Origin of the sequence: Cryobacterium flavum (assembly GCF_900103805.1) — a bacterium.
Lineage (GTDB): Bacteria > Actinomycetota > Actinomycetes > Actinomycetales > Microbacteriaceae > Cryobacterium > Cryobacterium flavum.
In genome coordinates, this window is record NZ_FNIB01000008.1 from 171,730 (window position 1) to 193,329 (window position 21,600).

The 21,600-nt window shown below is 62.3% G+C and carries 18 protein-coding genes; 4 read left to right on the plus strand and 14 right to left on the minus strand.

The features are described from left to right. Positions 1–4 precede the first annotated feature (4 nt). From BLS91_RS13370 to BLS91_RS13405, 8 genes are all read right to left on the minus strand, one after another. On the minus strand, positions 5–778 hold the full coding sequence (locus BLS91_RS13370; RefSeq protein WP_092341253.1) for a class II aldolase/adducin family protein: 774 nt from the start codon (positions 776–778) through the stop codon (positions 5–7). 35 nt (positions 779–813) lie between these two features. Beyond that, positions 814–1,836, minus strand: a complete 1,023-nt coding sequence (locus BLS91_RS13375; protein ID WP_092341254.1) for a LacI family DNA-binding transcriptional regulator — start codon at positions 1,834–1,836, stop codon at positions 814–816. Between the two features lie 112 nt (positions 1,837–1,948). Beyond that, positions 1,949–2,992, minus strand: coding sequence for a rhamnose ABC transporter substrate-binding protein (locus BLS91_RS13380; protein ID WP_092341255.1), 1,044 nt, complete (start codon positions 2,990–2,992; stop codon positions 1,949–1,951). 12 nt (positions 2,993–3,004) lie between these two features. After that, on the minus strand, positions 3,005–4,117 hold the full coding sequence (locus BLS91_RS13385; protein ID WP_092341256.1) for an ABC transporter permease: 1,113 nt from the start codon (positions 4,115–4,117) through the stop codon (positions 3,005–3,007). After that, positions 4,114–5,142 (minus strand): ABC transporter permease, encoded by a 1,029-nt coding sequence (locus BLS91_RS13390; protein WP_092341257.1) that lies wholly within the window; start codon positions 5,140–5,142, stop codon positions 4,114–4,116. Before BLS91_RS13390 ends, BLS91_RS13385 begins: the two co-directional genes overlap by 4 nt. Beyond that, complete coding sequence (locus BLS91_RS13395) at positions 5,139–6,644, minus strand: sugar ABC transporter ATP-binding protein (RefSeq protein ID WP_092341258.1); 1,506 nt, start codon at positions 6,642–6,644, stop codon at positions 5,139–5,141. Before BLS91_RS13395 ends, BLS91_RS13390 begins: the two co-directional genes overlap by 4 nt. After that, on the minus strand, positions 6,641–7,639 hold the full coding sequence (locus BLS91_RS13400) for an aldose 1-epimerase family protein (RefSeq protein WP_092341259.1): 999 nt from the start codon (positions 7,637–7,639) through the stop codon (positions 6,641–6,643). Before BLS91_RS13400 ends, BLS91_RS13395 begins: the two co-directional genes overlap by 4 nt. Beyond that, positions 7,632–8,870, minus strand: coding sequence for a cupin domain-containing protein (locus BLS91_RS13405; RefSeq protein ID WP_092341260.1), 1,239 nt, complete (start codon positions 8,868–8,870; stop codon positions 7,632–7,634). Before BLS91_RS13405 ends, BLS91_RS13400 begins: the two co-directional genes overlap by 8 nt. 215 nt (positions 8,871–9,085) lie before the next feature. Between BLS91_RS13405 and BLS91_RS13410 the strand changes: the two genes are divergently transcribed. From BLS91_RS13410 to BLS91_RS13425, 4 genes are all read left to right on the plus strand, one after another. After that, complete coding sequence (locus BLS91_RS13410) at positions 9,086–9,850, plus strand: DeoR/GlpR family DNA-binding transcription regulator (RefSeq protein WP_233197162.1); 765 nt, start codon at positions 9,086–9,088, stop codon at positions 9,848–9,850. Positions 9,851–9,972: 122 nt separating this feature from the next. Further along, positions 9,973–12,009 carry a bifunctional aldolase/short-chain dehydrogenase gene (locus BLS91_RS13415; protein WP_092341315.1) on the plus strand — a complete coding sequence of 679 codons (2,037 nt, stop codon included), beginning with the start codon at positions 9,973–9,975 and terminating at the stop codon, positions 12,007–12,009. Between the two features lie 4 nt (positions 12,010–12,013). Continuing rightward, positions 12,014–13,438 carry a rhamnulokinase gene (locus tag BLS91_RS13420; RefSeq protein WP_092341261.1) on the plus strand — a complete coding sequence of 475 codons (1,425 nt, stop codon included), beginning with the start codon at positions 12,014–12,016 and terminating at the stop codon, positions 13,436–13,438. Between the two features lie 122 nt (positions 13,439–13,560). Then, a complete protein-coding gene (locus BLS91_RS13425) occupies positions 13,561–14,481 on the plus strand; it encodes an NAD-dependent epimerase/dehydratase family protein (RefSeq protein WP_159433859.1) in 921 nt (306 codons plus the stop codon). A gap of 25 nt (positions 14,482–14,506) precedes the next feature. On the opposite strand, the gene BLS91_RS13430 is transcribed toward BLS91_RS13425, so the two are convergent. From BLS91_RS13430 to pepD, 6 genes are all read right to left on the minus strand, one after another. Continuing rightward, a complete protein-coding gene (locus BLS91_RS13430) occupies positions 14,507–16,321 on the minus strand; it encodes an APC family permease (protein ID WP_241982992.1) in 1,815 nt (604 codons plus the stop codon). Between the two features lie 845 nt (positions 16,322–17,166). After that, entirely contained in the window at positions 17,167–17,853 is a 687-nt protein-coding gene (locus BLS91_RS13440; protein ID WP_092341265.1) for a cation efflux transmembrane domain-containing protein, read from the minus strand. Further along, a complete protein-coding gene (gene cmtR, locus BLS91_RS13445) occupies positions 17,850–18,203 on the minus strand; it encodes a Cd(II)/Pb(II)-sensing metalloregulatory transcriptional regulator CmtR (RefSeq protein WP_092341266.1) in 354 nt (117 codons plus the stop codon). Before cmtR ends, BLS91_RS13440 begins: the two co-directional genes overlap by 4 nt. A gap of 209 nt (positions 18,204–18,412) precedes the next feature. Next, positions 18,413–18,751, minus strand: coding sequence for a thioredoxin family protein (locus BLS91_RS13450; protein WP_233206081.1), 339 nt, complete (start codon positions 18,749–18,751; stop codon positions 18,413–18,415). A 104-nt stretch (positions 18,752–18,855) separates the two neighbouring features. Beyond that, a complete protein-coding gene (locus BLS91_RS13455) occupies positions 18,856–19,461 on the minus strand; it encodes a hypothetical protein (RefSeq protein WP_134505129.1) in 606 nt (201 codons plus the stop codon). Between the two features lie 680 nt (positions 19,462–20,141). Beyond that, positions 20,142–21,599, minus strand: a complete 1,458-nt coding sequence (gene pepD / locus BLS91_RS13460; RefSeq protein ID WP_158252737.1) for a beta-Ala-His dipeptidase — start codon at positions 21,597–21,599, stop codon at positions 20,142–20,144. Position 21,600 lies beyond the last annotated feature (1 nt).

Consider the following 21,600-nt stretch of genomic DNA (forward strand, 5'->3'; position numbering starts at 1 on the left):
GGCATCAGGCGGTGCCTGCGAGGTTCTTGCGGCGCTCTGCCATGTCCGTGCGCTCGAAGTAGTGTGCCACGGTGTCGTCACCGAGGCCGATCACCCCACCGATCGACAGCGCCTGCACTCGGGTTCGTGCACCCTTGACGGTCATGAGGGTGATCGCCTCCACGGCCTCTGCGCTGCCGCCGATCGCGACAATGCCATGATTGCCCAGCAGTACGACCGATGGCAGCTCGCCACGCGTCGCCACGTAGTCGCGTAGACGCTGAAGGAAGAGCCGGCCCAGCGCGATACCGGGCGCCGCGTACGGCACGAAGAGGGGGGTACCGATGACAACGGCCTCGTCGGAGTAGACCCACTGCGCGAAGGCGGACTCCGCGTGCACGCTTGCGAGCAGACCGAGCACCGATGTCGGATGGGTGTGCGCGACATAGGCGGTGGGCTGCACCGACTGCACGGCCACGTGCACGAGCGTCTCGATCGACGCGCGCCGCCTCGTGCCGGTATGCTCACCCGCATCGAGCATCTCGGTGAGGTCCTCCTGGGTCGAGGTGGCGTCATCCATCAGGTCGATGAGAGGTTGAACGTCGGTGACGACGAAGTCGTCACGAGTCACAGCAGACATGTAGGCTCCCGATGCCTTCACGACGATTCGACCATCGGCGAGGCGCTGGGAGGTGTTGCCCTCGGCCAGGATCACCAAGTCTTTGGCGGGCTCGCCCAGGGAATGAGTCAGGGCGACGAGATCGTCGGTCACAAGTTCGGGTTGCCAGATGGTAACCATGGGGATCTCCTTATGGGTCAAGAGTGGGCAGCGCTTCAGTTGTCAGAGCGCATCGGGCGTGGGGCCGCGCTCGACGCGCGGGTGACAAGTTCGGGGACCAGCAGTTCGTGGTGGTGCGCATGGGCCTCGCCACGGTCGATCTCGTCGAGGAGCAGGCGCACTGCTTGCCGGCCCATTTCTTCACGCGGCTGACGTACGGTCGTAAGAGGAACAGTGGCTGCTTCCGACCAGGACAGATCGTCAAAACCCACGATCGAGACATCGTCTGGTACGCGGATGCCGCGGTGTGCGAACTCGAGGAGCACGCCGAGCGCGGTGAGGTCGTTGCCGCACATGATCGCGGTCGGCAGTTCGGCGGTGGCCCGTGCGGCGAGCGCTGCGCCTGCCATTCGTCCATCGGTGATTCGCCACGAGTCGGTAAGGACTCGCTCGGGAACAACATCAACTTCAGCGAGCGTCGCGGCGAAGCCGTCGAAGCGACGATTGGCCTGCAGACTGCTGGCGAAGTTGCCGACGAAGGCGACGTTACGGTGGCCGAGCGCAATCAGGTGCTCGGCAGCCAGCCGACCTCCCGCGACATCGTCGGTCTTGACCCAGCAACGCTCGGTCTTCTCGTCTACGCGGTCCACGTAGACGAGGGGGATATCGCGGGCATCGAGGCGCTCGACCGTCGCGTCGAGGGCGCGCACGGGCGCGATCATGATGCCGTGAACGCGCTGCTGCACGAGCAGGTCGAGGTTGTCCTGTTCACGCGCGACATCGTCGCCGTTGTGCACAATGACTACTCCCACGCCGAGTGACTTCGCTTCGGCCTCTGCGCCCAGGGCGGCGTCGACGAAAAACGGATTGGCCAGATCGGCCAGGGCGAGCCCCAGGGTGCGCTGGCGACCGGCAGGGTACTTGCGGGCTCTTTGGATGGGGGTGAAACCCAGATCGGCGATTGCCGCCAGAACGCGTTCCCGAGTCTGGGGGGCGACGTAGCCGGGACGGTTGAGGACGTTACTGACGGTGCCCGCCGAGACGCCCGCATATTTTGCGACATCGTGAATGGTCGCCATCGTCTTCCTCCATCCTGCTGGGGACGGGTGGAGCCTGCAACGAAGAACGTTGCAGGCTCCACCCCCTGTGTTGATTCAGCTCGACCCGGGTGGAGTCAGCTGGCAGCTGTGCTTAGAACGAGAAGTCACCGACGTTGGACTTGTCGAACACGAACATCGGGCCGAGGACAACCTCTCCCCCGGCGCCGACAGTGAAGTCTCCGAGCTTTCCAGCGGTGAACTTGTCGCCCTCCTTGCCTGTGATCGTGCCCTGAGTGAGCGCGTCCGCGGCGTAGGTGGCCAGGTACCCCAGGTCCTCAGGATTCCAGAGACCGAACTGCTCGATGACGCCGCTCGTGACGTAAGTCGCCATTTCGCTCGGCAGACCGAGGCCAGTGACCCACACCTTGCCCTGGAACTGCGGGGTGTCAGACAGGTAGTGTGCTGCTTCCTTCACCGACACCGTGTCCGGAGCGATGATGGCCTTGAGATCCGGAATGCTCTGCATGAGTCCCTGAGCTGCTTGGTAGGCCTTCTGGTCAACGTCTTCGCCGTATGCAACCTGGGCGATCGTGATCTCCGGGTGTTCCTTCTCGATGAGAGCAGTCATCGCATCGACCCAGGCGTTGAGGTTTGCGGCGTTGGCACCACCGGAGAGGATTGCGATGGTGCCTCCGGCCGTTCCGAGGTGCTTCGAGGTCAGGTCGACCAGTCCCTGGGCGATGCCATCGACCGTGGCCTGGTTGATGAAGATGTCGCGGCAGTCGGTGTCGGTGTCGAAGGCAACGACCTTGACGCCAGCGTCCTGTGCCGCCTTCAGATCGTTGCAAACGGCAGCCGGGTCGTTCGCCGCGATGGCGATCGCCTTCTGGCCGGTCTGGATCGCCGTCTGGATAAACGGAACCTGATCGGCCGAACCGGTCGAGGTCGGACCGACCTCGGAGAAGTCAAGGCCGAGTTCGTCCGCAGCTGCTTTGGCACCTTTGTCCGAGGCCTCGAAGTACTTGTTACCAAGGCTCTTGGGGATAACGGTCAAGCTTCCGGCGCCAGCGGCGTCGGTCCCGGTGGAGCCGCCCGTGGGTGCGGCGCAGCCGGCCAGCAGCACCGACGCGGCCGCGATGGCCACGGCGATGGATGCAGCGCGCCTGTGCGCCGACTTACTGAATGTGAAATTCACTGTTTTGCCTTTCTAGTGGTTGCTTGGTACAGATTTCGGATTTGGGATTGCCCGGTGCTTTTCAACGCCTGCCGCGATCACGGAGGCCTTCGACCGCCGCCGCCGCGAGATGAATCCCGCAATACCGGCGACAACGACGGAGAAGATTAGGGTGGCGCCAGTGACGATGCTGATCGTGTCGGAGCCGATACCGGCGAGCTGCAGCGTCTTGTTCAGCGTTGCGATCAGCACGCCGCCGGCCAGTGCCCCAAGTATTGAACCGCGGCCGCCCCAAATCGAGACGCCGCCCAGCACAATGGCTGTCACGACCTGCAACTCAAAGCCAAGGCCGTTCGTTCCAATCGCATTGCTGTACTGCAGCGTGTAGTACACACCGGTCGCCGACGCGACCAGCCCGCTGAGAACGAACAGAATGAGCCGTGTGCGATTGACCCGAACGCCCGAGAACGCGGCCGTCTCGGAGCTCAACCCGATGGCGAATACACCGCGTCCGAACGGAGTGAGGTGCAATACCACCGCGAAACCGATCGCGACCACGATGATCGCCACGGTCACCATCGGAGCTGGAGCACCGACGAAAAGCGGAGCGCCGATGAACTGCGTGACCTCACTCGGAAAACCCGTGATCGCCGTGGTGCCAAGCAGCCCGACGGCGATGCCGCGAAACAGCGCCAAAGTGCCGATGGTGACCGCCAGGCTCGGCAATCCGACGACCGTCACGAGCACGCCGTTGAGTAGGCCTACCAAGCCACCGCCAACGACCGCGACCCCGGCGGCCAGTGGAAGGGGAATTCCAGCGTGAAAGCTCAACCCGAATATGGCACTTGAGAAGCCGACCACACTGCCGACCGACAGATCGATGTCGCCGGTGATAATGATCAGGGTCACCGGCAACAGCATGAGCAGGATCGGCGCGGAGTTCAGGATCATCGTTAGGTAGGTGTACGGCTGAGCAAAATACGGCACCGTGGTGATGGCAAAGATGATCAGCAGGATGATGGCCAGGACGATTGCCGTCTCTGTCCGCAGCAGCATCCGGCGCCACAGCGTGCGGCTATGCCTGCGGTACTGTGCGGCAGCATGACCTACGGCGTTGGTCGTGATCGTTGCGGTGTCGGCGCTCATGTCGCAGTCCCCTTTCTCTTCGCCCGGCGAATGCGGGTGATGAATACAATGCGGTCGAGCAGGATGGCGCCGACGATCAACACACCGACGATGGACTGCTGCCAGAGGCTCGGCACTCCGAGAACGGGAAGCGCGTTGCTGATGGTGGCGAGAAAAAACGCGCCCAGTGCGACGCCCCAGATCGTGCCGGATCCGCCGACGATGGCGACTCCGCCCACCACGGCTGCCGCTACAGCCTGCAGCTCATATCCGGTACCGACCTGCGCATCACCGGTCGCGAAGATCGCGAGGTAAACGAGCCCGCCGAGACCGGCAAGGGCGCCGCTCGCGACGAAGGCTGTGACCGTCAGACGACGCTCGCCGAGCCCGAACAGCGTGGCTGCCTCGGGGTTGGAACCGAGCGCGTACAGGTCGCGGCCCACCCGCCGACTCGTCATGAACCATCCAATCAGCAAGACGATGATCGCGACAACGATCAGCAATACCGGAATGCCCAGGAACTGCAGGGTACCGAAGGAGCGGTACTCGTCAGGCAACCAGCTGGATCGAATAAAGTGCGGGCCGATCCAGAGGATCGCGATCCCCCGGTAGGTGTACAGCGTGCCCAGAGTGATAACCAGCGATGGCACTCTGAGGAAGGCGACCAGCAGGCCGTTAACGAGTCCCAGGAAGGCCCCGAGGAGGATGCCGCTCAGGATGACCAGAGGTATCGGGATACCCGGAAAGTTGGAGAACAAGCTCCCGGCCGCGTACGCCGAGAGGCACAGGATCGAGCCGACCGACAAATCGATGTTGCGGGTGATGATCACGATCGCCTCGCCGAGAGCGATGAGGATCAGAATCGTCGGCTGCCGAAGCAGCTCACGCCATCCGCCGTCGCTGAAGAGGAACCCGGGTTGCGTCACACTGGTCAGCGCCACGAGCGCGAAGATCATCACGATCAGGCCGACCTCGCGGGCGCGGAGGATCCTGCCTAAGAATGAACGCCGTCCTTGGCTCACCGGGACGGTGTGCGTCACGCTCATGCGGCCACCTCCGGTGCGTGCGTCGCGGCGTACATCACATTCTGGGGAGTTGCCGTCGCGCGCGGCAGTTCCGCCGTAATCCGACCTTCACGCACCACGAGCACACGGTCCGCCATACCCATGACCTCCGGCAGTTCGGACGAAATCATCAGCAACGCGACGCCGGTTCCGGCCAGCTCGGACAGCAGGCGGTGCACCTCGGCCTTTGTGCCCACATCGATGCCACGGGTCGGCTCGTCCACGATCAGCAACTTCGGTTTTGTGGCCAGCCACTTCCCGAGTACGACCTTTTGTTGATTTCCGCCGGAAAGCATTTGTGCCTCGGTGTCGAGGGCATACATTTTGACCTGCAAGCGCGCCGCCCAAGTACGAGCGCTCGGCTCTTCGAGCGGTGCGATGATGAATCCGAATCGGGCCAGCTTGTGGCGGATCGCGAGAGTGATGTTGCTCTGTATGCCCGCCGTCATCGCCAGGCCCTGCTTGCGCCGGTCCTCGGGAACGAAGCCAATGCCGAGTCGCATCGCCGCCGCGGGGCTCGTCCGGGGCACGCTGATACCGCCCATTCGAACCGATCCAGAGTCGTAGGGGTCCACGCCGAACACTGCGCGGGCGATCTCACTTCGACCGGCACCGACGAGGCCGGCCAGGCAGACGATCTCACCCGAACGCACGGTGAAACTGACGTCCTGGAAAACTCCGGCGCTGGTCAGGTGCTCCACCTCGAGTACGGGTTCGCCGATCAGTGCTTCCTGCTTGGAGTACAGGTTGTCGACGCTTCGACCAACCATTTGATGGATGATCTCGTCTTCGGTCGTGACGGTCGTCAAGTTCGTGGCGACGTAACTGCCGTCCCTCATGACGGTGATGACATCGCAGAGGGCGAACACCTCGTCAAACCGATGGGAGATGAAGATGAGGCCCTTTCCCTCGTCGCGGAGCTGGCGTGCGATGCCCATTAGACGCTCGACCTCGATTCCCGACAGCGCCGCAGTCGGCTCGTCCATGACGATGACCTTGGCGCCGACCGAGATTGACTTGGCGATTTCGACGACCTGCTGGTCTGCGATCGACAGTCCTCGCGCCTCGCGGTCGGGATCGATCGGCACGCCAAGCCTTTGCGTGAGCTCGCGAGTCTCGCGGCGCATTTTCGCGCGGTCCAGCGCGCCAAATCGGGTGTACGGCTGACGGCCAACGAAGAGGTTCTCGGCGACCGAAAGGTCGGGGAACAGCGTTGGCTCCTGGTAGATGACAGCGATGCCCGCGGCTTTTGCCTCGCGCGTGTTGTGAAAGTCGACGCTTTCCCCATCCAGCAGAAATGTGCCAGCGTCGCGGCGGTACAAACCGCCGATGATCTTGACGAGCGTCGACTTGCCCGCGCCGTTCTCGCCGATGACGGCATGGATAGAGCCGGCCTTGAGGACCAGCTCTGCGTTGACCAGCGCGGCCACCGCGCCGAAAGTCTTGGTAACGCCATGGAGTTCCAACAGTGCGGTGTAATTCATGCTGCGCTCACGTCGATTTCGATCACATAGGTACGGCTCTCGCCCGGCTCCAGTCGGGGCAACGTGCCGTTGGTGCGGGCAGCGGCGCGGCCCTGGATTTCGGGGGTGTTTGCAGGTTCGAGACCCAGCACATAGTGCTTTGTGGCGGTCAGTTTCCATTGAAAGATCGCCGGTAGCGTCTCGGAGTAACGGAGGGTGAATGTCAATCCCCGGGCCGCGTTGGTCACCCGGGCGACGCGCTCATCGCCAGCGGTGTGGATATAGACCTGCTCGCGCGTGCCGGCCTTGGGCTCACCAATTTCAGCCCGCTGGTTGAAACCAGTGGCCGCGTCGGGGTCACGGGACGTTACGGAGGCGGCGGGGATGTCGATGACGGTCCCAGCGTCGAGCAGCGGCCACCCGAGGTTGACGTGGTAGAGCACCATGTGTGGGCTCACGCTCTCGCCCTCGTTCGTCACGGTGTCCTCGATCGTGAAGGAGGTGGACCCGACACGCGAGGTGATGCGGCGGCGCAGCACGAGATTCTCCTGGAATACGCCCGTCTGGCGTACATCCCCGGCCACGGTGATCAGCTCGGGAGTCACTGTGACCTCCGTCACCCGCGCCGGCACGGCCCCGATGCGGCCGTGCATGCCGGACACGCCATCCTCATCGTCGGCGGGCGGGCCGAAGGTGTCGAGTCCACAGGTCGTCACGAGGCCACCGCCAAAGGTGCGGAGCCACCCTCGCCCGGCAGGCTCGTATGCGTCGGGACGCGTGATGCCAGTCGATGAGAGCCAGGCAAGCGGGATCCCATTAATGGTCGCGGCACCAATATCGAGGGCGCGGTCGGGATGAACGTCGAACTCGAACCCGCCGCCGTTCACCACTCGGAATCGGCGAGCACCACGTGCCGGACCATCATCCTCAACGAAGCGATCGACGCGCGCGACCTGATCAAGCGATCCGACCCGGAGGAGGGCCTGGCCGACGGGGGTTCCGAAGATTTCAGACAACGCCCAGCTCCAGATTTCCGGGACCGAAATGCTTCAGGATGACGATGTCATCGGTTGCGCTGCGGTTGGTGATCGTGACGCCAGCACGGGCCGCCGATTCGGAGACGAAGAACTCGTCCTGGCTGAGTTGCCCGAAACGGATGAGCGTCGCTGCCTGCGCGTCATGCACTCCGAAAGTGCCGCCGCCCTGAACAAAGAGGGCGCCGTAAGCATCCTGGTCCCTGATCGTTACCGTTTGGCCTGGGCGTACCGTGAGCTCTTTGGCGCTAAATGAGGTGGAGCGGAAGACGATCCAGTTCTCGACATAGCTTGAACCGCCGTCGGCCGCTGACGTGGAGGTGCTGTACGGACGCATGAACCGGTTGGGTACAAAATCGACGTCAAGATTCTTTTTCCAGTCCAAAAGGTCGAGAAGAAACTCATAGTCGCCGTGGTGCGTTGGGGGCACGTCCTTCCAGAGCAACTCCTCGGGGACCTCCTTGTTGTTACTCCACGATTCGCACATTGCGAACACGTCGCTGGCGGATTGCGGCTCATAGGTGCAGATGCTCGCCGGAGCGTGCAGAACACCCGCCGGAATGTCCCATCCCGTTCCAAGTTGAGTTCGGTATCCGAGCGACAGATCGGTGATGCGATTGTCGCCACCATCGGCGAAGCGCATGAGACGCTCCTTGACCTGGTCGCGGGTAGTGCCCGGCTGAAATCCGAAAAAGGAGATGGGTTGCAGGCCCAGGTTGTCGTTCATATGGGGCGAGTAGTAGTACGCCTCTGGCTTTCCTACCTTGTCGACGAGTGCGGCCTTCTCGTCAGAGTGGTGCACGTGGAAGGGCAGGGGCATCAGGTTGTCGTAGAACTTGGAGTACATCGTCCAGCCTCCGAAGCGGTCCCACAATCGCGACCCGATCACGTCGGCCTTATGGTGCTCGACAAAATCATCGAAGGGCAGGAGGCCGCCGTCGGGGTCGACGACGAGGCTGAGGCCTTCGTGGGCCCCGGTGAGTGGACCGTTGTCAGCGCGAATCGACGAGGCAAGCCAGCGCTCGTCAATGCCGCCGCGCCCCTGGCCGAGCGGGAAATAGTCATCCGGGTGCAGTCGGATGCGCTTGCCAGGAGTGCAAAAAGCACGGGGAACCCAGGTGGGTGCAAACCGAACAATTCCCTTGCCGGCGTCCAACGCACGATCGTGCGCGGTTGCCGATGTGACGATATTTTCGTAGGCCTCAGAGGTCATCGGTGACACTCATCTTTCAGTTCGTGCATCACCCAGGAGGCAACGCTGCCAACAGGACCGGTTCAATGAACCGTCTTTTGGGACAGTAACACCACACTCGTTGTGCGTCAATATATTTATTCAACACACATTCGCTCCCACAAACTCAGGCAGATAAGTGTATTAGTGTTAGGTAACGCGAAAAGTTAACATACAAGTCACAAAGAATCGAGACCGTGGTGGCCACAACCGGAAGTACCGAATCCGAAGAGCGACGCCGGCAATTGCTGGCCTCGCTTGAGCACGAGAACGTCATTCGACTGACCGAGGCCGCAGGGACTCTCGGTGTCTCAGCCATGACCATCCGTCGTGATCTGGCCGATCTCGAGGCGGAAGGACTCCTGCGCCGCGTGCGTGGCGGAGCGATCTCGGTCATCGGCCCACGCCCCTTCGAAGAGCGGCGTTCCGTGCGCTCGCGGGCGAAAGAACTCATCGCAGACAAAGCTCTGGCTCTGGTTCCACGTTTCGGTTCTATCGCTTTCGATGCGTCGACGACCGTTGGAACCATGGCGAGCAGGCTGGGTCCGAGGTCCGGTCTCATCGTGAGTACGAATTCCTATCCGACCTACGCGAGTCTCAAAGGAACCCTCGGAGTGAACCCCATTCTCATCGGTGGCGAGACGGAAGAATCAACGGACACGTTCGTGGGCCCACTGGCGGTACAGGCCGCCCAATCGTTGCGCTACGTCAGGTTCTTCGCATCGGCCAGTGCCGTGGACGCCACGTTCGGGACCACTGAGGTTTCGCTGGCCGAAGCGCAGATGAAGCAGGCCTTCGCTCGGGTGTCCAAGGAGATCGTGCTCTGCATCGACTCGTCGAAGCTGCACCAGCAGGCCACGGCGGCGTCCCTGGAATTGTCGAAGATTGCAGTTCTCATCACCGAGCTCGACCCGGGCGACAGCCAGCTCGATGAGTTTCGAGATCGCGTCGAGTTGCGCTGAAGCAGCCACGAACGAGTCGTGACCTTTCGTGTGCTTATTTGTTATGTTTCACAACTGCGCACATTTAGCGTATGGTCATCCAGCAGACCACCTTCACCGACGCAGGAGCAGGAGCCAGAACGATGACGAACCGAACCGCGGCCGAACTGGTCGCTCGCAGCAACAGGCTGGGCAGCGATCCCAAGGTTACAAACTTCGCTGGTGGAAACACCTCCGCCAAGGGCACCGACACCGACCCCGTCACGGGCGAGCCGGTCGAATTGATCTGGATCAAGGGTTCCGGCGGCGACCTCGGCACGCTGGCCGCCTCCGGTCTTGCCGTGCTGCGCGTCGACCGGTTTCGCGCCCTGCAACACGTGTACCCGGGGGTGGAGCGCGAGGACGAGATGGTGGGAGCATTCGACTACTGCCTACATGGCACCAATGGTGCGACACCGTCGATCGATACCTCGATGCATGCATTAGTCGATGCCCAGCACGTCGACCATCTGCACCCCGACTCGGGCATCGCGATCGCAACCGCCACCGACGGCGAAGCGCTGACCAAGAAGATTTTCGGCTCCAAGGTGCTTTGGGTACCGTGGCGCCGACCCGGATTCCAACTCGGACTCGACATCGCTGTGCTCCAGAAGCAAAATCCGGATGCCATTGGGTGCATCCTCGGCGGACACGGCATCACGGCGTGGGGCGAGACATCGACTACATGCGAGGCGAACAGCCGCTGGATTATCGACACCGCCCAGGCCTACATCGATGCGATGGGTTCGAAGACACCGTTCGGTGCTGCAGTCGCCGAGAATACCGCGCTGCCACAGCACGAACGCCGAGCCAAAGCCGCCGCTCTCGTTGCCACGATTCGAGGCATCGCCTCGCAGGACAAGCCGATGGTCGGCCACTTCACCGACGACCCCCGCGTGCTGGAATTTCTCGGTAGTGCCAATGCAGCCAAACTTGCTGCTCTCGGCACAAGCTGCCCAGACCATTTTCTGCGGACCAAGGTCAAGCCGATGTTGCTCGACTTGCCGGCCGGAGCATCCGTCGCAGCGTCTATCGAGCGACTGAAGACACTCCATGAGGCCTACCGCGTCGACTACACCGCCTATTACGACAAGCATGCAGCCTCAGACAGCCCCGCCATGCGCGGCGCAGATCCGGCCATCGTTTTGGTTCCTGGGGTCGGAATGTTCAGTTACGGTGCCACGAAACAGGTCGCTCGCGTGGCCGGGGAATTCTATCTCAACGCCATCAATGTCATGCGGGGCGCCGAGGCGCTCTCCACCTATAGCCCGATCTCCGACGCAGAAAAATTCCGCATTGAATATTGGGCACTCGAGGAGGCGAAGCTGCAGCGGATACCGAAACCCAAGAGCCACCAAGGCCGGATCGCCCTCGTCACCGGAGCGGCATCGGGCATTGGCAAAGCCATCGCCACACGGCTCGCGGCTGATGGCGCCTGCGTCGTCGTCGCGGACCTCGACCTGGAGAAGGCGCAGGCGGCGGCAGCGGAATTAGGTTCCGTCGATGTGGCCATCGGCGTCGCTGTCGACGTCTCCGACGCCGACGCCGTGAAAGCCGCGGTCGATGCAACGCTGATGGCATTCGGCGGTCTGGATCTTGTCGTGAACAACGCCGGGCTGTCCATTGCGCGCTCATTGCTGGAGACCACTGAGACCGAATGGGATCTGCTCCACAACGTCATGTCCAAGGGATCGTTCCTGGTCTCGCGCGCCGCAGCGAGCGCCCTCATCGAGCAGGGAATGGGCGGCGACATCGTCTATATCTCCTCGAAGAACTCGATCTTCGCTGGCCCGGATAACATCGCATATTCGGCGGCAAAGGCCGACCAGTCACACCAGGTTCGGTTGCTCGCTGCTGAGCTGGGCGGGTATGGAATCCGCGTCAACGGCATCAACCCTGACGGTGTCGTGCGGGGTTCTGGCATCTTCGCGTCGGGCTGGGGCGCTAATCGGGCCAAGACCTACGGCGTCAGTGAAGAGAACCTGGGCCAGTTCTACGCTGACCGAACTATATTGAAACGGGAGGTCATTCCCGAGAACGTCGCTGACGCGGTGTGGGTGCTCACCGGCCCCGCATTGAGCCGGACGACGGGTGTGCATATCCCGGTCGACTCCGGCGTCGCCGCCGCGTTCCTGCGATGACCCGATGACCCGCGCAGCTGTCGCCGCAATCGATCTCGGCGCGACCAGTGGACGTGTCGTGGTCGGTCGCTTCGACGCTGACACTGTGCGCCTAGACGTAGTCGAGCGATTCTTGAACAACCCCGTGCGCTGCTGGGAGGGAACAACAGACGGGCTGCACTGGAACGTGCTCGAACTGTTTCGTTCAGCCCTGATCGGCCTCCGCAAAGCAGTGATTGATGAGCCTGATCTGCGCAGCATCGGAATTGATGCCTGGGGGCTCGACTATGGGTTGTTGCGTGGCGGTGCGCTGCTCGGCAATCCCTACTCGCACCGCGACGAGCGCACACTCGAGGGCGTGCGGGCGACCCATGAGCTCGTCTCGCAGAAGGAACTGTATGCCGCCAGCGGTATGCAGTTCATGCCGATAAACACCGTCTATCAGTTCACCGCCGACCGGCTTGCCGGACGGGTGCAAGCTGGCGATACAGCCCTGTTGATACCCGATCTCATGGGGTATTGGCTGACTGGCGTGCCTGTCGCCGAGCACACCAACGCCTCGACGACGGGTTTGCTGGACATACACACGCGAGGTTGGTCGACCAAGCTGGCGAACAGCCTCGGCTTCACAGCGAGCCTGTTCCCGCAGTTGGTCGAACCTGGAACGACGCTCGGCCTACTGCTGCCGACCGTGCAAGCCGAGGTTGGCGGGCAGATCCCCGTTGTCACCGTGGGGTCGCACGACACGGCCTCAGCCGTGGTCGGAGTGCCTGCCCGGGGCGATGAATTCGCCTACGTCTCGTGCGGTACCTGGGCGCTCGCCGGGGTCGAACTGGAAATGCCCGTGCTCAGCGAGGCGGCCCGCGTCGCCAATTTCACTAACGAAAGCGGACTGGACGGTCGCATCCGCTTTCTGCAGAACATCACGGGACTCTGGCTGCAGTCGGAGAGCATCCGCACGTGGGAGCGGGCGGGACTTCAGATCGACCTTCCTGCACTCATCCGTGAGGCCGCGGCCCTACCGCGCGGTTCGGTGTTCGATGCCAACGATCCGCGCCTGCTCACGCCTGGCGACATGCCCGCGCGCATTGCGCAGTGCTGCCTCGAGGCCAATCAGCCTGTGCCGCACACTCTGGCGGAGGTCACGCGCGCAATTTGCGAGAGCCTGGCCGAGGCGTTTGCACACACCGTTCGCACCGCTTCGGAGCTGTCGGGCAAGACCGTGAGGGTCATCCACATCGTTGGCGGCGGATCGCAAAACGCCCTCCTGTGCCAGTTGACCGCCGACCGCAGTGGACTGCCCGTGATCGCTGGTCCGGTCGAGGCAACCGCCTTCGGAAACGTGCTCGTGCAGGCGCGCACCGGGCGGCTCATCTCGGGCAGCCTCGAGGCGATGCGGGCCGTCATAACCCGGTCGGTGACGCTGCAGCATTACGCGCCGCGCGGGTGACATCGCGCCGGAATACGCCCGCACGGGAGGGGGTTGATCAAGCGTTTCTGGTGCACCGGCATATTCCGTCTGTCAGACTCGGCGTTAATCGCACGACGCGACCACCGAACTGAATGGATCCCATGAGCAAGCACCTTGTTGTTGGAGCCGGCCTCATCGGCCGCCCCCTGGCCGAACGCCTCGCAGCGCGCGGCGACACCGTGACCATTGCCACCCGCTCGGGCTCGGCCGCCGCAGGCGCGACTGCTCTGGTACTGGATGCGAGTGATCCGGCAGCTTTTACGCACGCCGCAGCTAATGCTTCCACCATCTTTCTCTGCACGAATCCGCCCTATACCGATTGGGCTGCACAATGGCCGCCCATCTACGAGGCGGTGATTGCCGCCGCATCCGCTACCGGTGCCAGGATCGTCGTGATGGGTAACCTGTATTCCTATGGGTCACCGACCGGCGCCATGACCGAACACTCGAGCGAAACGACCACCGAAGCCAAGGGACTCATTCGCCGCGAAGGTTGGGCAAAGTTGCGCGCCGCGCATGACGCCGGCCACATTCGTGCTGTCGAGGTGCGGGCCAGTGACTACTTCGGGCCTGGGGCCACCGGCACCGCGCACCTGGGCGAAGCGTTTTTCACCGCTGTTCTTCGCTCAAAGACGGCTCATGTCGTGGGTAAGCCGCACCTCGCGCACAGCTGGAGCTACCTGCCCGACATCGTGACCACGCTCATCGCCGCGGCAGACTACACCGGCGACTGGGGCCGAATCTGGCACGTTCCGAGCGGTACCGTCAGCCGTGTCGACATCGTGGGGCAACTCAATGCGCACTACGGCACACGGGGAAAAGTCACCGGCTATCCGCAGCTGTTGCTGCGGTCCCTCGGGGTGGCCAATCCGATGATGCACGAAGTGTGGGCGTCGAGTTACCAGTTCGTGGTGCCGTTCGTGATTGATGCGACCGAGACCGAGCGTGAACTCGGTGTCGCCGCCACGTCGTGGAACGAGGCACTCATCGCCACCGCGGAGAGCTACCGCAGCCAGATCTGATCGAGGCGCTTCTGCAGCCGGTGCCTCAGCTCACGTGTACGTGCGGGCGCCGTTTGGCGTTCGGCTCCGACTCACGCAACACTTCGCGGGTCACCGGTGCGATCTCGCCCTGGCCGGTGACGAGGAACTTGAACATATTCGAGATGGGGTTGTTCTGGGTCCACTCAAAATAGATTTCCGGGATGATGCCGGTCTGGTCACGAATCTCCAGAAGCACGGCCGCAATCGTGTTCGGCACATTGCCGCTGGTCACTTGGAGAACCCGGTAGCCGTGTTTGGCCACGCCGCTCACGACGAGATCTTCCTCAAAGTCCGACGAGTCTGAGGGGAGCACTTCGAGAAAGATGATCGGTGAGCCGGTCGGTATATTGCCGAATCGGCGTTCGTCGCGGCTCTTATCACGGTACTCGGTTTCGGTGTCTTCGTCGGGCTCGTGGGAGATGATTCGCACGACGTCGTAGTCCTCGGCGTCGCCCGTGACGAAATCGAGGGCCGAGGAATCCAAAGTGATCGACGTCGCCCTGAGTTGGAACGACCGACGCACGCGCGAGACGAGGGAAGTCACCATGATGCCCACGATGAACAGGGCGGCGATGCGCACGCCGTCGGGGCGTTCGACGATGTTCGCGATGGTCGTGTACGCCATGATCGCGGCGATTATGCCGAAACCAATGGTCGGCCAGCGTTGCCGTCTTTTGCGGGCGGACAGGGTGACCGCGACGGATGCCGACGTCATCAGCACGAGCACGCCCGTTGCGTAGGCACCGCCCTGGGCGTCGACGCTGGCCTGGAAAGCAATCGTGATCACGAAGGCGATCCCGATGAAAACCAGTACGAGCGGGCGCACGGCCCGGGCCCATTGCGGTGCCATGCCGTACCGCGGCAAGTACCGAGGCACGAGGTTAAGCAGACCGGCCATAGCGGATGCCCCAGCAAACCAGAGGATGCAGATGGTGCTGATGTCGTAGACGGTGCCGAATGCGTTACCGAGGTATTCGTGGGCGAGATAGGCCAGGGCGCGACCGTTGGCGGGGCCGCCGGGCTGGAAGGCGGCCTGCGGGATCAGAAACGTGGTGACCAGGCTCGACGTGATCAGGAAACCGCTCATGATCAGTGCCGCTGTGGTGAGCAGCCGTTTCGTACCGCGAATCCGGCCGACGGGATTGTCGTCACTGTCGGTCGGGCTTCCCGTAACCTGCGGCATCACGGCCACACCGGTCTCGAAGCCGGACAGGCCCAAGGCCAACTTGGGAAACACGAGCAGTGCGATCCCCACCATGACGAGCGGATTACCGTGCTGCACGGTGAGCGCCGCCCACCAATCCGTGATGACCACGCTATTCGTCGCCACGTGCTCAATCGCAACCATGATGACGATCAGGTTGAGAATGAGGTAGACCGCAACAAGAACCACGGCGATGCTGATTGCTTCCCGAAAGCCGCGAAGGAAGACAATTCCAAGCAGGGCGATGATGAACAACGTGATCGGTACTTCCTGACCGTGAAACCAGGTTGGCGTGAACGGATTCTCGACTGCGTGAGCCGTGGCATCCGCTGCAGACAAGGTAATCGTGATCATGAAGTCCGTGGCCGCGAACCCGAGCAGAACCAGCACGAACAGCTTGCCCGACCACCACGGCAGCAGCTTCTCCAACATATGGATGGAACCGGATCCCCGAAAACTCTCTGCAGCCACCCGCCGATACACGGGCAAGGCGCCGAACAGTGTCAGGGCGACCAGAACGATGGTAGCAATCGGTGATAGCAGTCCGGCGGCGAGGGCCGCGATCGCCGGCTGATATCCGAGCGTCGAGAAGTAGTCGACACCGGTCAGGCACATCACACGCCACCATGGCTGCGTCTTTTCGGCCGTGGCCGCGTGCGGTCCCACCCGCGATCCCTGACGGTCCCCGGTGTCTTGCAATAGCCAAGCTTTGACACTTTTGGCCGAAGCCCGCGATATGGTCACGAGCACACCCTACGCCCTCGCAAACTACCGCAAGAATTGCTTTCACTTTCATTTACTGCACGCTTCTCGCTGCGGCCGAACAAGGGGGCAAGCCGCCATCTGGTGACCCCTACTCGACCTGTACGCGACGTTTGCGGTTGCGTGGTTGTGAGCGCGAGAGAGGACCACCGCAAAGATCAGGAAGACGGCTGTGCTCAGCCATCCGCTTATCTCTCCCAGCTGCGGAATTACGAGCAGCCCGCTCACTCCCAGCAGAATCAGCACCCCGGCCAAAACTGCGAACAACCGCATGCCATAAAGCAAGATGAAGACGAGGTAGTGCCCGCCAACGAAGAAGAGCTCAGCCGGAAAGAAGGGTACGGGCTCATAGCTCCCGAGGGCGACGGCAATCAGCAAGCCGAGGGGCACGGTAAACGCGCACTGCATCGCCAATGCCGCCGAAGAAGAGCGCAGCCATACCGCCAGCAACGGAGCCCCAAGTGAACACCGCGCTCGCCGCCGCCCAGATGACCGCGGACACCAATGGTCCAGGGAAGCCGGCACGATAGATTCGTCGAACATCGGCCTGTGCTTGTGAAATGTCCATGACATCCACCGTGATCGAGCCGAAGAGCGAGTCGCACACTCGTCAGAGCCCACTTCGATCATGGCGCACCAGTCGCGACAGGACCAATCAGAGCCGCGTTGCGACGCTGTGTCAGAGCGCGCGAGTAGCTTCAGCAGCAGTCTTCGTGCTCGACGTCGCGTTCCCCGGTGAGCGCAGCCACGGGCACTTTGCAGGCGTCGCCACGCCAGGCCTCGAAGCCTTCCCGAACGGCGAAGACCACGATCACGAGGGCTGCAACCGAGTCCGCCCACGCCCAACCAAAGAGCGTGTTCAAAAGTAGCCCGACCAGCAGGGCTGCGGAAAGATAGGAGCAGATCAGGGTTTGTTTCGAGTCAGCGACCGCCGAAGCAGAGCCCAACTCATGGCCGGCGCGACGCTCGGCGAAGCTCAGAAAGGGCATCACCAGTAGGCTGACCGCTGCCAGCACAATGCCGACCGTGCTGTGCTCCGCTTCGCGAACGCCGAAGAGGGACAGGCCGGCATCCACAATCACATACGCGGCGAGAGCGAAGAACGCCCACGCGATGACTCGCAGCGCGGTCTTTTCTCGCTTCTCCGGATCAGGCGCTGCGAACTGCCAAGCGACAGCGGCAGCGGAGAGGACCTCCACGATGGAGTCCAGGCCAAACCCGATGAGGGCGGCTGACGATGCCACGCTGCCGGCCGCGATCGCAATGATGGCTTCGATGACGTTGTAGCCAATGGTCGCCGCGACGATCCACCGAATCCGGCGGCGGAGAACCTGCGTTCGGTCAGGCTGGATCGCAACAACTCGGTCATTGCTGGAGAGGCTCATGCGTCGTTCCCGCAGCACAGCGGTACGTCGCAGTCCTCATCGACGCAGCCGACACCGTCATCGATAGCGAGCACCACATCCATCAGGGCGATTAGCGCCCTGGTCACGTGAGGATCCGCGATCTCATAGCGAGTCGAGCGTCCCTCCGGAACGACGGCCACGATTCCGCAGCCTCTGAGGCACGCCAGGTGGTTGGATACGTTCGACCGCGACAACTGCAGCTCGCGCGCCAACGCACCCGGAAACCCCGGGCGTTCGAGCAAGGAGAACAGGATTCGAGACCTGGTGGGATCGGCCATCGCTCGACCCAACCGGTTCATCACGTCAACCCGCGAGGCAATAGTCAGCATCCACTGACATTACAGCAGGGGCTGACCAATCACCACGGTCCTGCCAACGCAGTGTCAATTAGTACTGATCGTGCCCGATTGGATCGGCCCGGAGGCGGAGCGCGACCCACAGTCCACATCGGCGGCAGATGTAGGCATTGTCGCTGAGGGCGTGCAGCCTGCGGCGCGGATAGCTGCGACCGCAGCAGGAACAGGTGAGTTCTGGGGTGTTATCCATGAGCCGCGAGCGCTGCCTCAATCTGTTCTTGGGTGGGAGCTCCGGCCATTCCGTTCGGCGTTACATAAATCCGGCAGGCGAGATCGCTGGTGCGGCCATCCGTCGGGAAGAGATCAACACCGTCGACGAGGATCGTTGGCGACCCAGCAAATAGGACTTGCCCGGCTGTCTCGGCGGAATCGATCAGTGTGGATGTGATCACTGTGTTCGAGTGCATCGTGTTGTCGACGGCGCGCTGCAGGCGGATGAGGGCCTGTACCGAGTTCGGACAGCCTGCAATGTAGAGCAGCTCGATTGTTGTCATGGATTCTTTTCCTTTTGAGGGGGCCATCCATATCATCCAACGGATGCGTCGCCTCGCGATACCGCGGATGGACAGAAATCAACGTGGGTACCCAGTATTTTCCGCAGGACAGTCTTTCAGGTCGATGCGAGCTAGTTGTAAATCTCGATGAGGCTCGGGTCGGTCAGCTCAATCTGAGCGACACCTTCGTACAGTGTGATTTGGCCGGAGGTGCACAGGGTCACGCCGCCGTCAATCGGCTCAAGGTCGCCGACGTCCCAAACCACGATCTGAAAACGTTCCGGGTCGGGGTAGTCGCGACCGAGGTTGAAGAACACGTCGTCTTCCGAGTTGCCGCCGCCGGCGAGTGGCCCGCAGACGCGCTGCGTCGAACCGGCGTAGTCCACAGCATGGTTCCAGGGGATCCCGCCGCCAGGCTGCTCTTCCGCGGCCGCGGCAAATGGGAGCGGGGTTGGAGCGCCAGGAGCCGGATCTGCCTGGTAAACCCAGTTTCCGTTGCGGTCCTCGACGCAGCTAAGCTCTACGGCCTTCCGCTGAGCCAGACCGGCCGGTGCCGCGACGAGCGCAGCGCAGGCGGTGGCAGGATCGACCGGCGATGACTCTTCGGTCAACAGTTCAGCCGCGTTGGGCTCGTCATAGGAATAGGAGCCCGAGCTGCAGGCGGTGAGCAGAAGCATCGAAGACAGGGCCGCAGCAGCTGTCAGAGCGGCGATTGGAGCGCGAGGCGATCGGGGCATGGGCAAAGACTAGGGCATCGCCGACGGACGTGTGTGTCCCAGTCCGAATGGGCGTCCAGCGGGCAGCATGCCCCCTTCGGCCGAACACGTCACGAGAAAATCGCGGCCGCTGAACGACTAATACGCGGAGACTCGAACCAAGAACATCACATTCCGAGTCATCTTCATCAAGACTTCGAAGTCGCACAGATTCGGAACTCCCCCGACAACCGGCACGAAAGGGGCACCACGGGCTCACGAGCCTGGGCTAACCTAGCGGGATTCGGACATGACTTCATCGCGACCGCAACTGCCAAAACCCCCCAATTGACCGGAGATTTTTTACAAAGCTGGGGTACCTGGACTCGAACCAAGAACAAATGATAGCCGTCGGGGTGGCCGTGCGCACCTGCATACGGGGCAGACTTCCGCGGAATTCCGCGGTTCTCATGGGGTTTAGTGTACGCGCTGTACGGTGAAATACGGCCTGAATCTGGTCAGATTTTGGGGTTTATGGTTAGTTTCTGGTCATGGGCCGTACCTTTACGTGACCGGGCGCACGTTGGCGTCAGGCTCGCCAACAATGTCGCGCGCGTATCCGGTATTGCCCGGAACCCCTGGGAAGGCCTCGACCCCGCAACTCTGACCGCTTAGAGCGATCACTTCGATAACAGGCGAAGGCCCGTTACCTTGCCACTTCCCTATCCAAGCCGCGACACGACCGCCTTGATCAGTGGCCAGACACGCTCCACGGACTTGTGATTCACCCTTTCCGCGGAGGAATGCAGGGCCTGAAGCTCGGTGCCGATCGAGATGATATCGGAGACGGGCACCCGCCGACTAAACATGCCGAGCTCGAGAGAACACTGGGACACCTCGACGTTTGGCTCTGTGCCGAGCACGTCACGGTAGGCCTCCGATGCCGTCCGAAGGAGTTCCGATTGCGGACGATACGGGAACTCCGGAGCGTCGAGGCCGTAGAGTTCGCACACGACACCACCACCGGCGAGCGCCACGAGCGCCTGTACTCGCTCGATCAACTCGTGTTTCCGCGAGGTGAGGGCCGACGTCACCGTCGACATCACACGTGCACCTTCGGGAGTCGGCCGCAACGTTCCCACGTTGTTGGACGTCTCTACACGACCGGGCACGTGCAGATTCCAGCTGACCACCCCGTGAGGAATCAGCCGCAAAACAGACATGAGACGAAGCCCCGCGGCGTGTGAAAACGCGATGTCGGGACGGTGGGCATCTTTCAGCTCGACGCGAATCGCCGGGTCGGAAATCTGGTACTCACTCTTGAGAGCTGCATCCAGCTCGGCGATGAGCGCCTCGATCGAATCGAGGTGTATGTCCTCGAAAACGATGACAGCGGATGCATCGGCCGGGATGGCACTATTCTGAGCACCTCCGAAGGGGGTGGCGATGCGCAGGTCGTACGTGGCGGCCAACCGGTGCACCGCGCGGGCCAGCACCTGCAGAGCGTTCGCGCGCTCCAGCTGAATGTCGAATTCGCAGTGACCGCCATTGAGCCCACGCACCTCCAGCGACCGCGCAGTGGTCAAGGCATCCGGTGTTCGTTCAAACTCGCCCGGAACATCAACCGTGAACGTCACGTCCCCGCTGCACCCCGCCAGAATCTCTTCATCGGTAATCCAGTTGAAGTCGATCATGCGGCGCCCAGTGAGTTGCGCAACGTCGAACTGTCCGGCACCCACCTTCCCCTTCTCTTCCATGGCGGTGAGGACCGCTTCCAGCGGCGGATGAGGAATGTCCTTCGATTCCAGCAGCGCGAGAATGTAGGACACTCCTATTCCGTTGTCCGCCCCCAAAGATGTTCCTGCCGCCGAGATGTACTCGCCGTCCACGACGAGGCTCAGTGGTTGGTTCACAAAGTCGAATTCGACACCTTCGGCTTTTTCGCAGACCATATCCAGGTGGCCGTGCAGGATCAGGGGCTCGGCATTTTCAAGGCCACCCTGACCGGGCTTGCGCACGAGAACGCAGTGCAGGTCATCCTTGAATGCCTCCAGTCCACAGGAGCGCGCAAAATCCACGACCCACGTGGCGACCTGTTCCTCGTTCCCCGATCCTCTCGGGATGCTGGTGAGCACTTCAAAGAATCGTAAGACCTCGCGGGGTTCGAGGTCGTCGAGCACT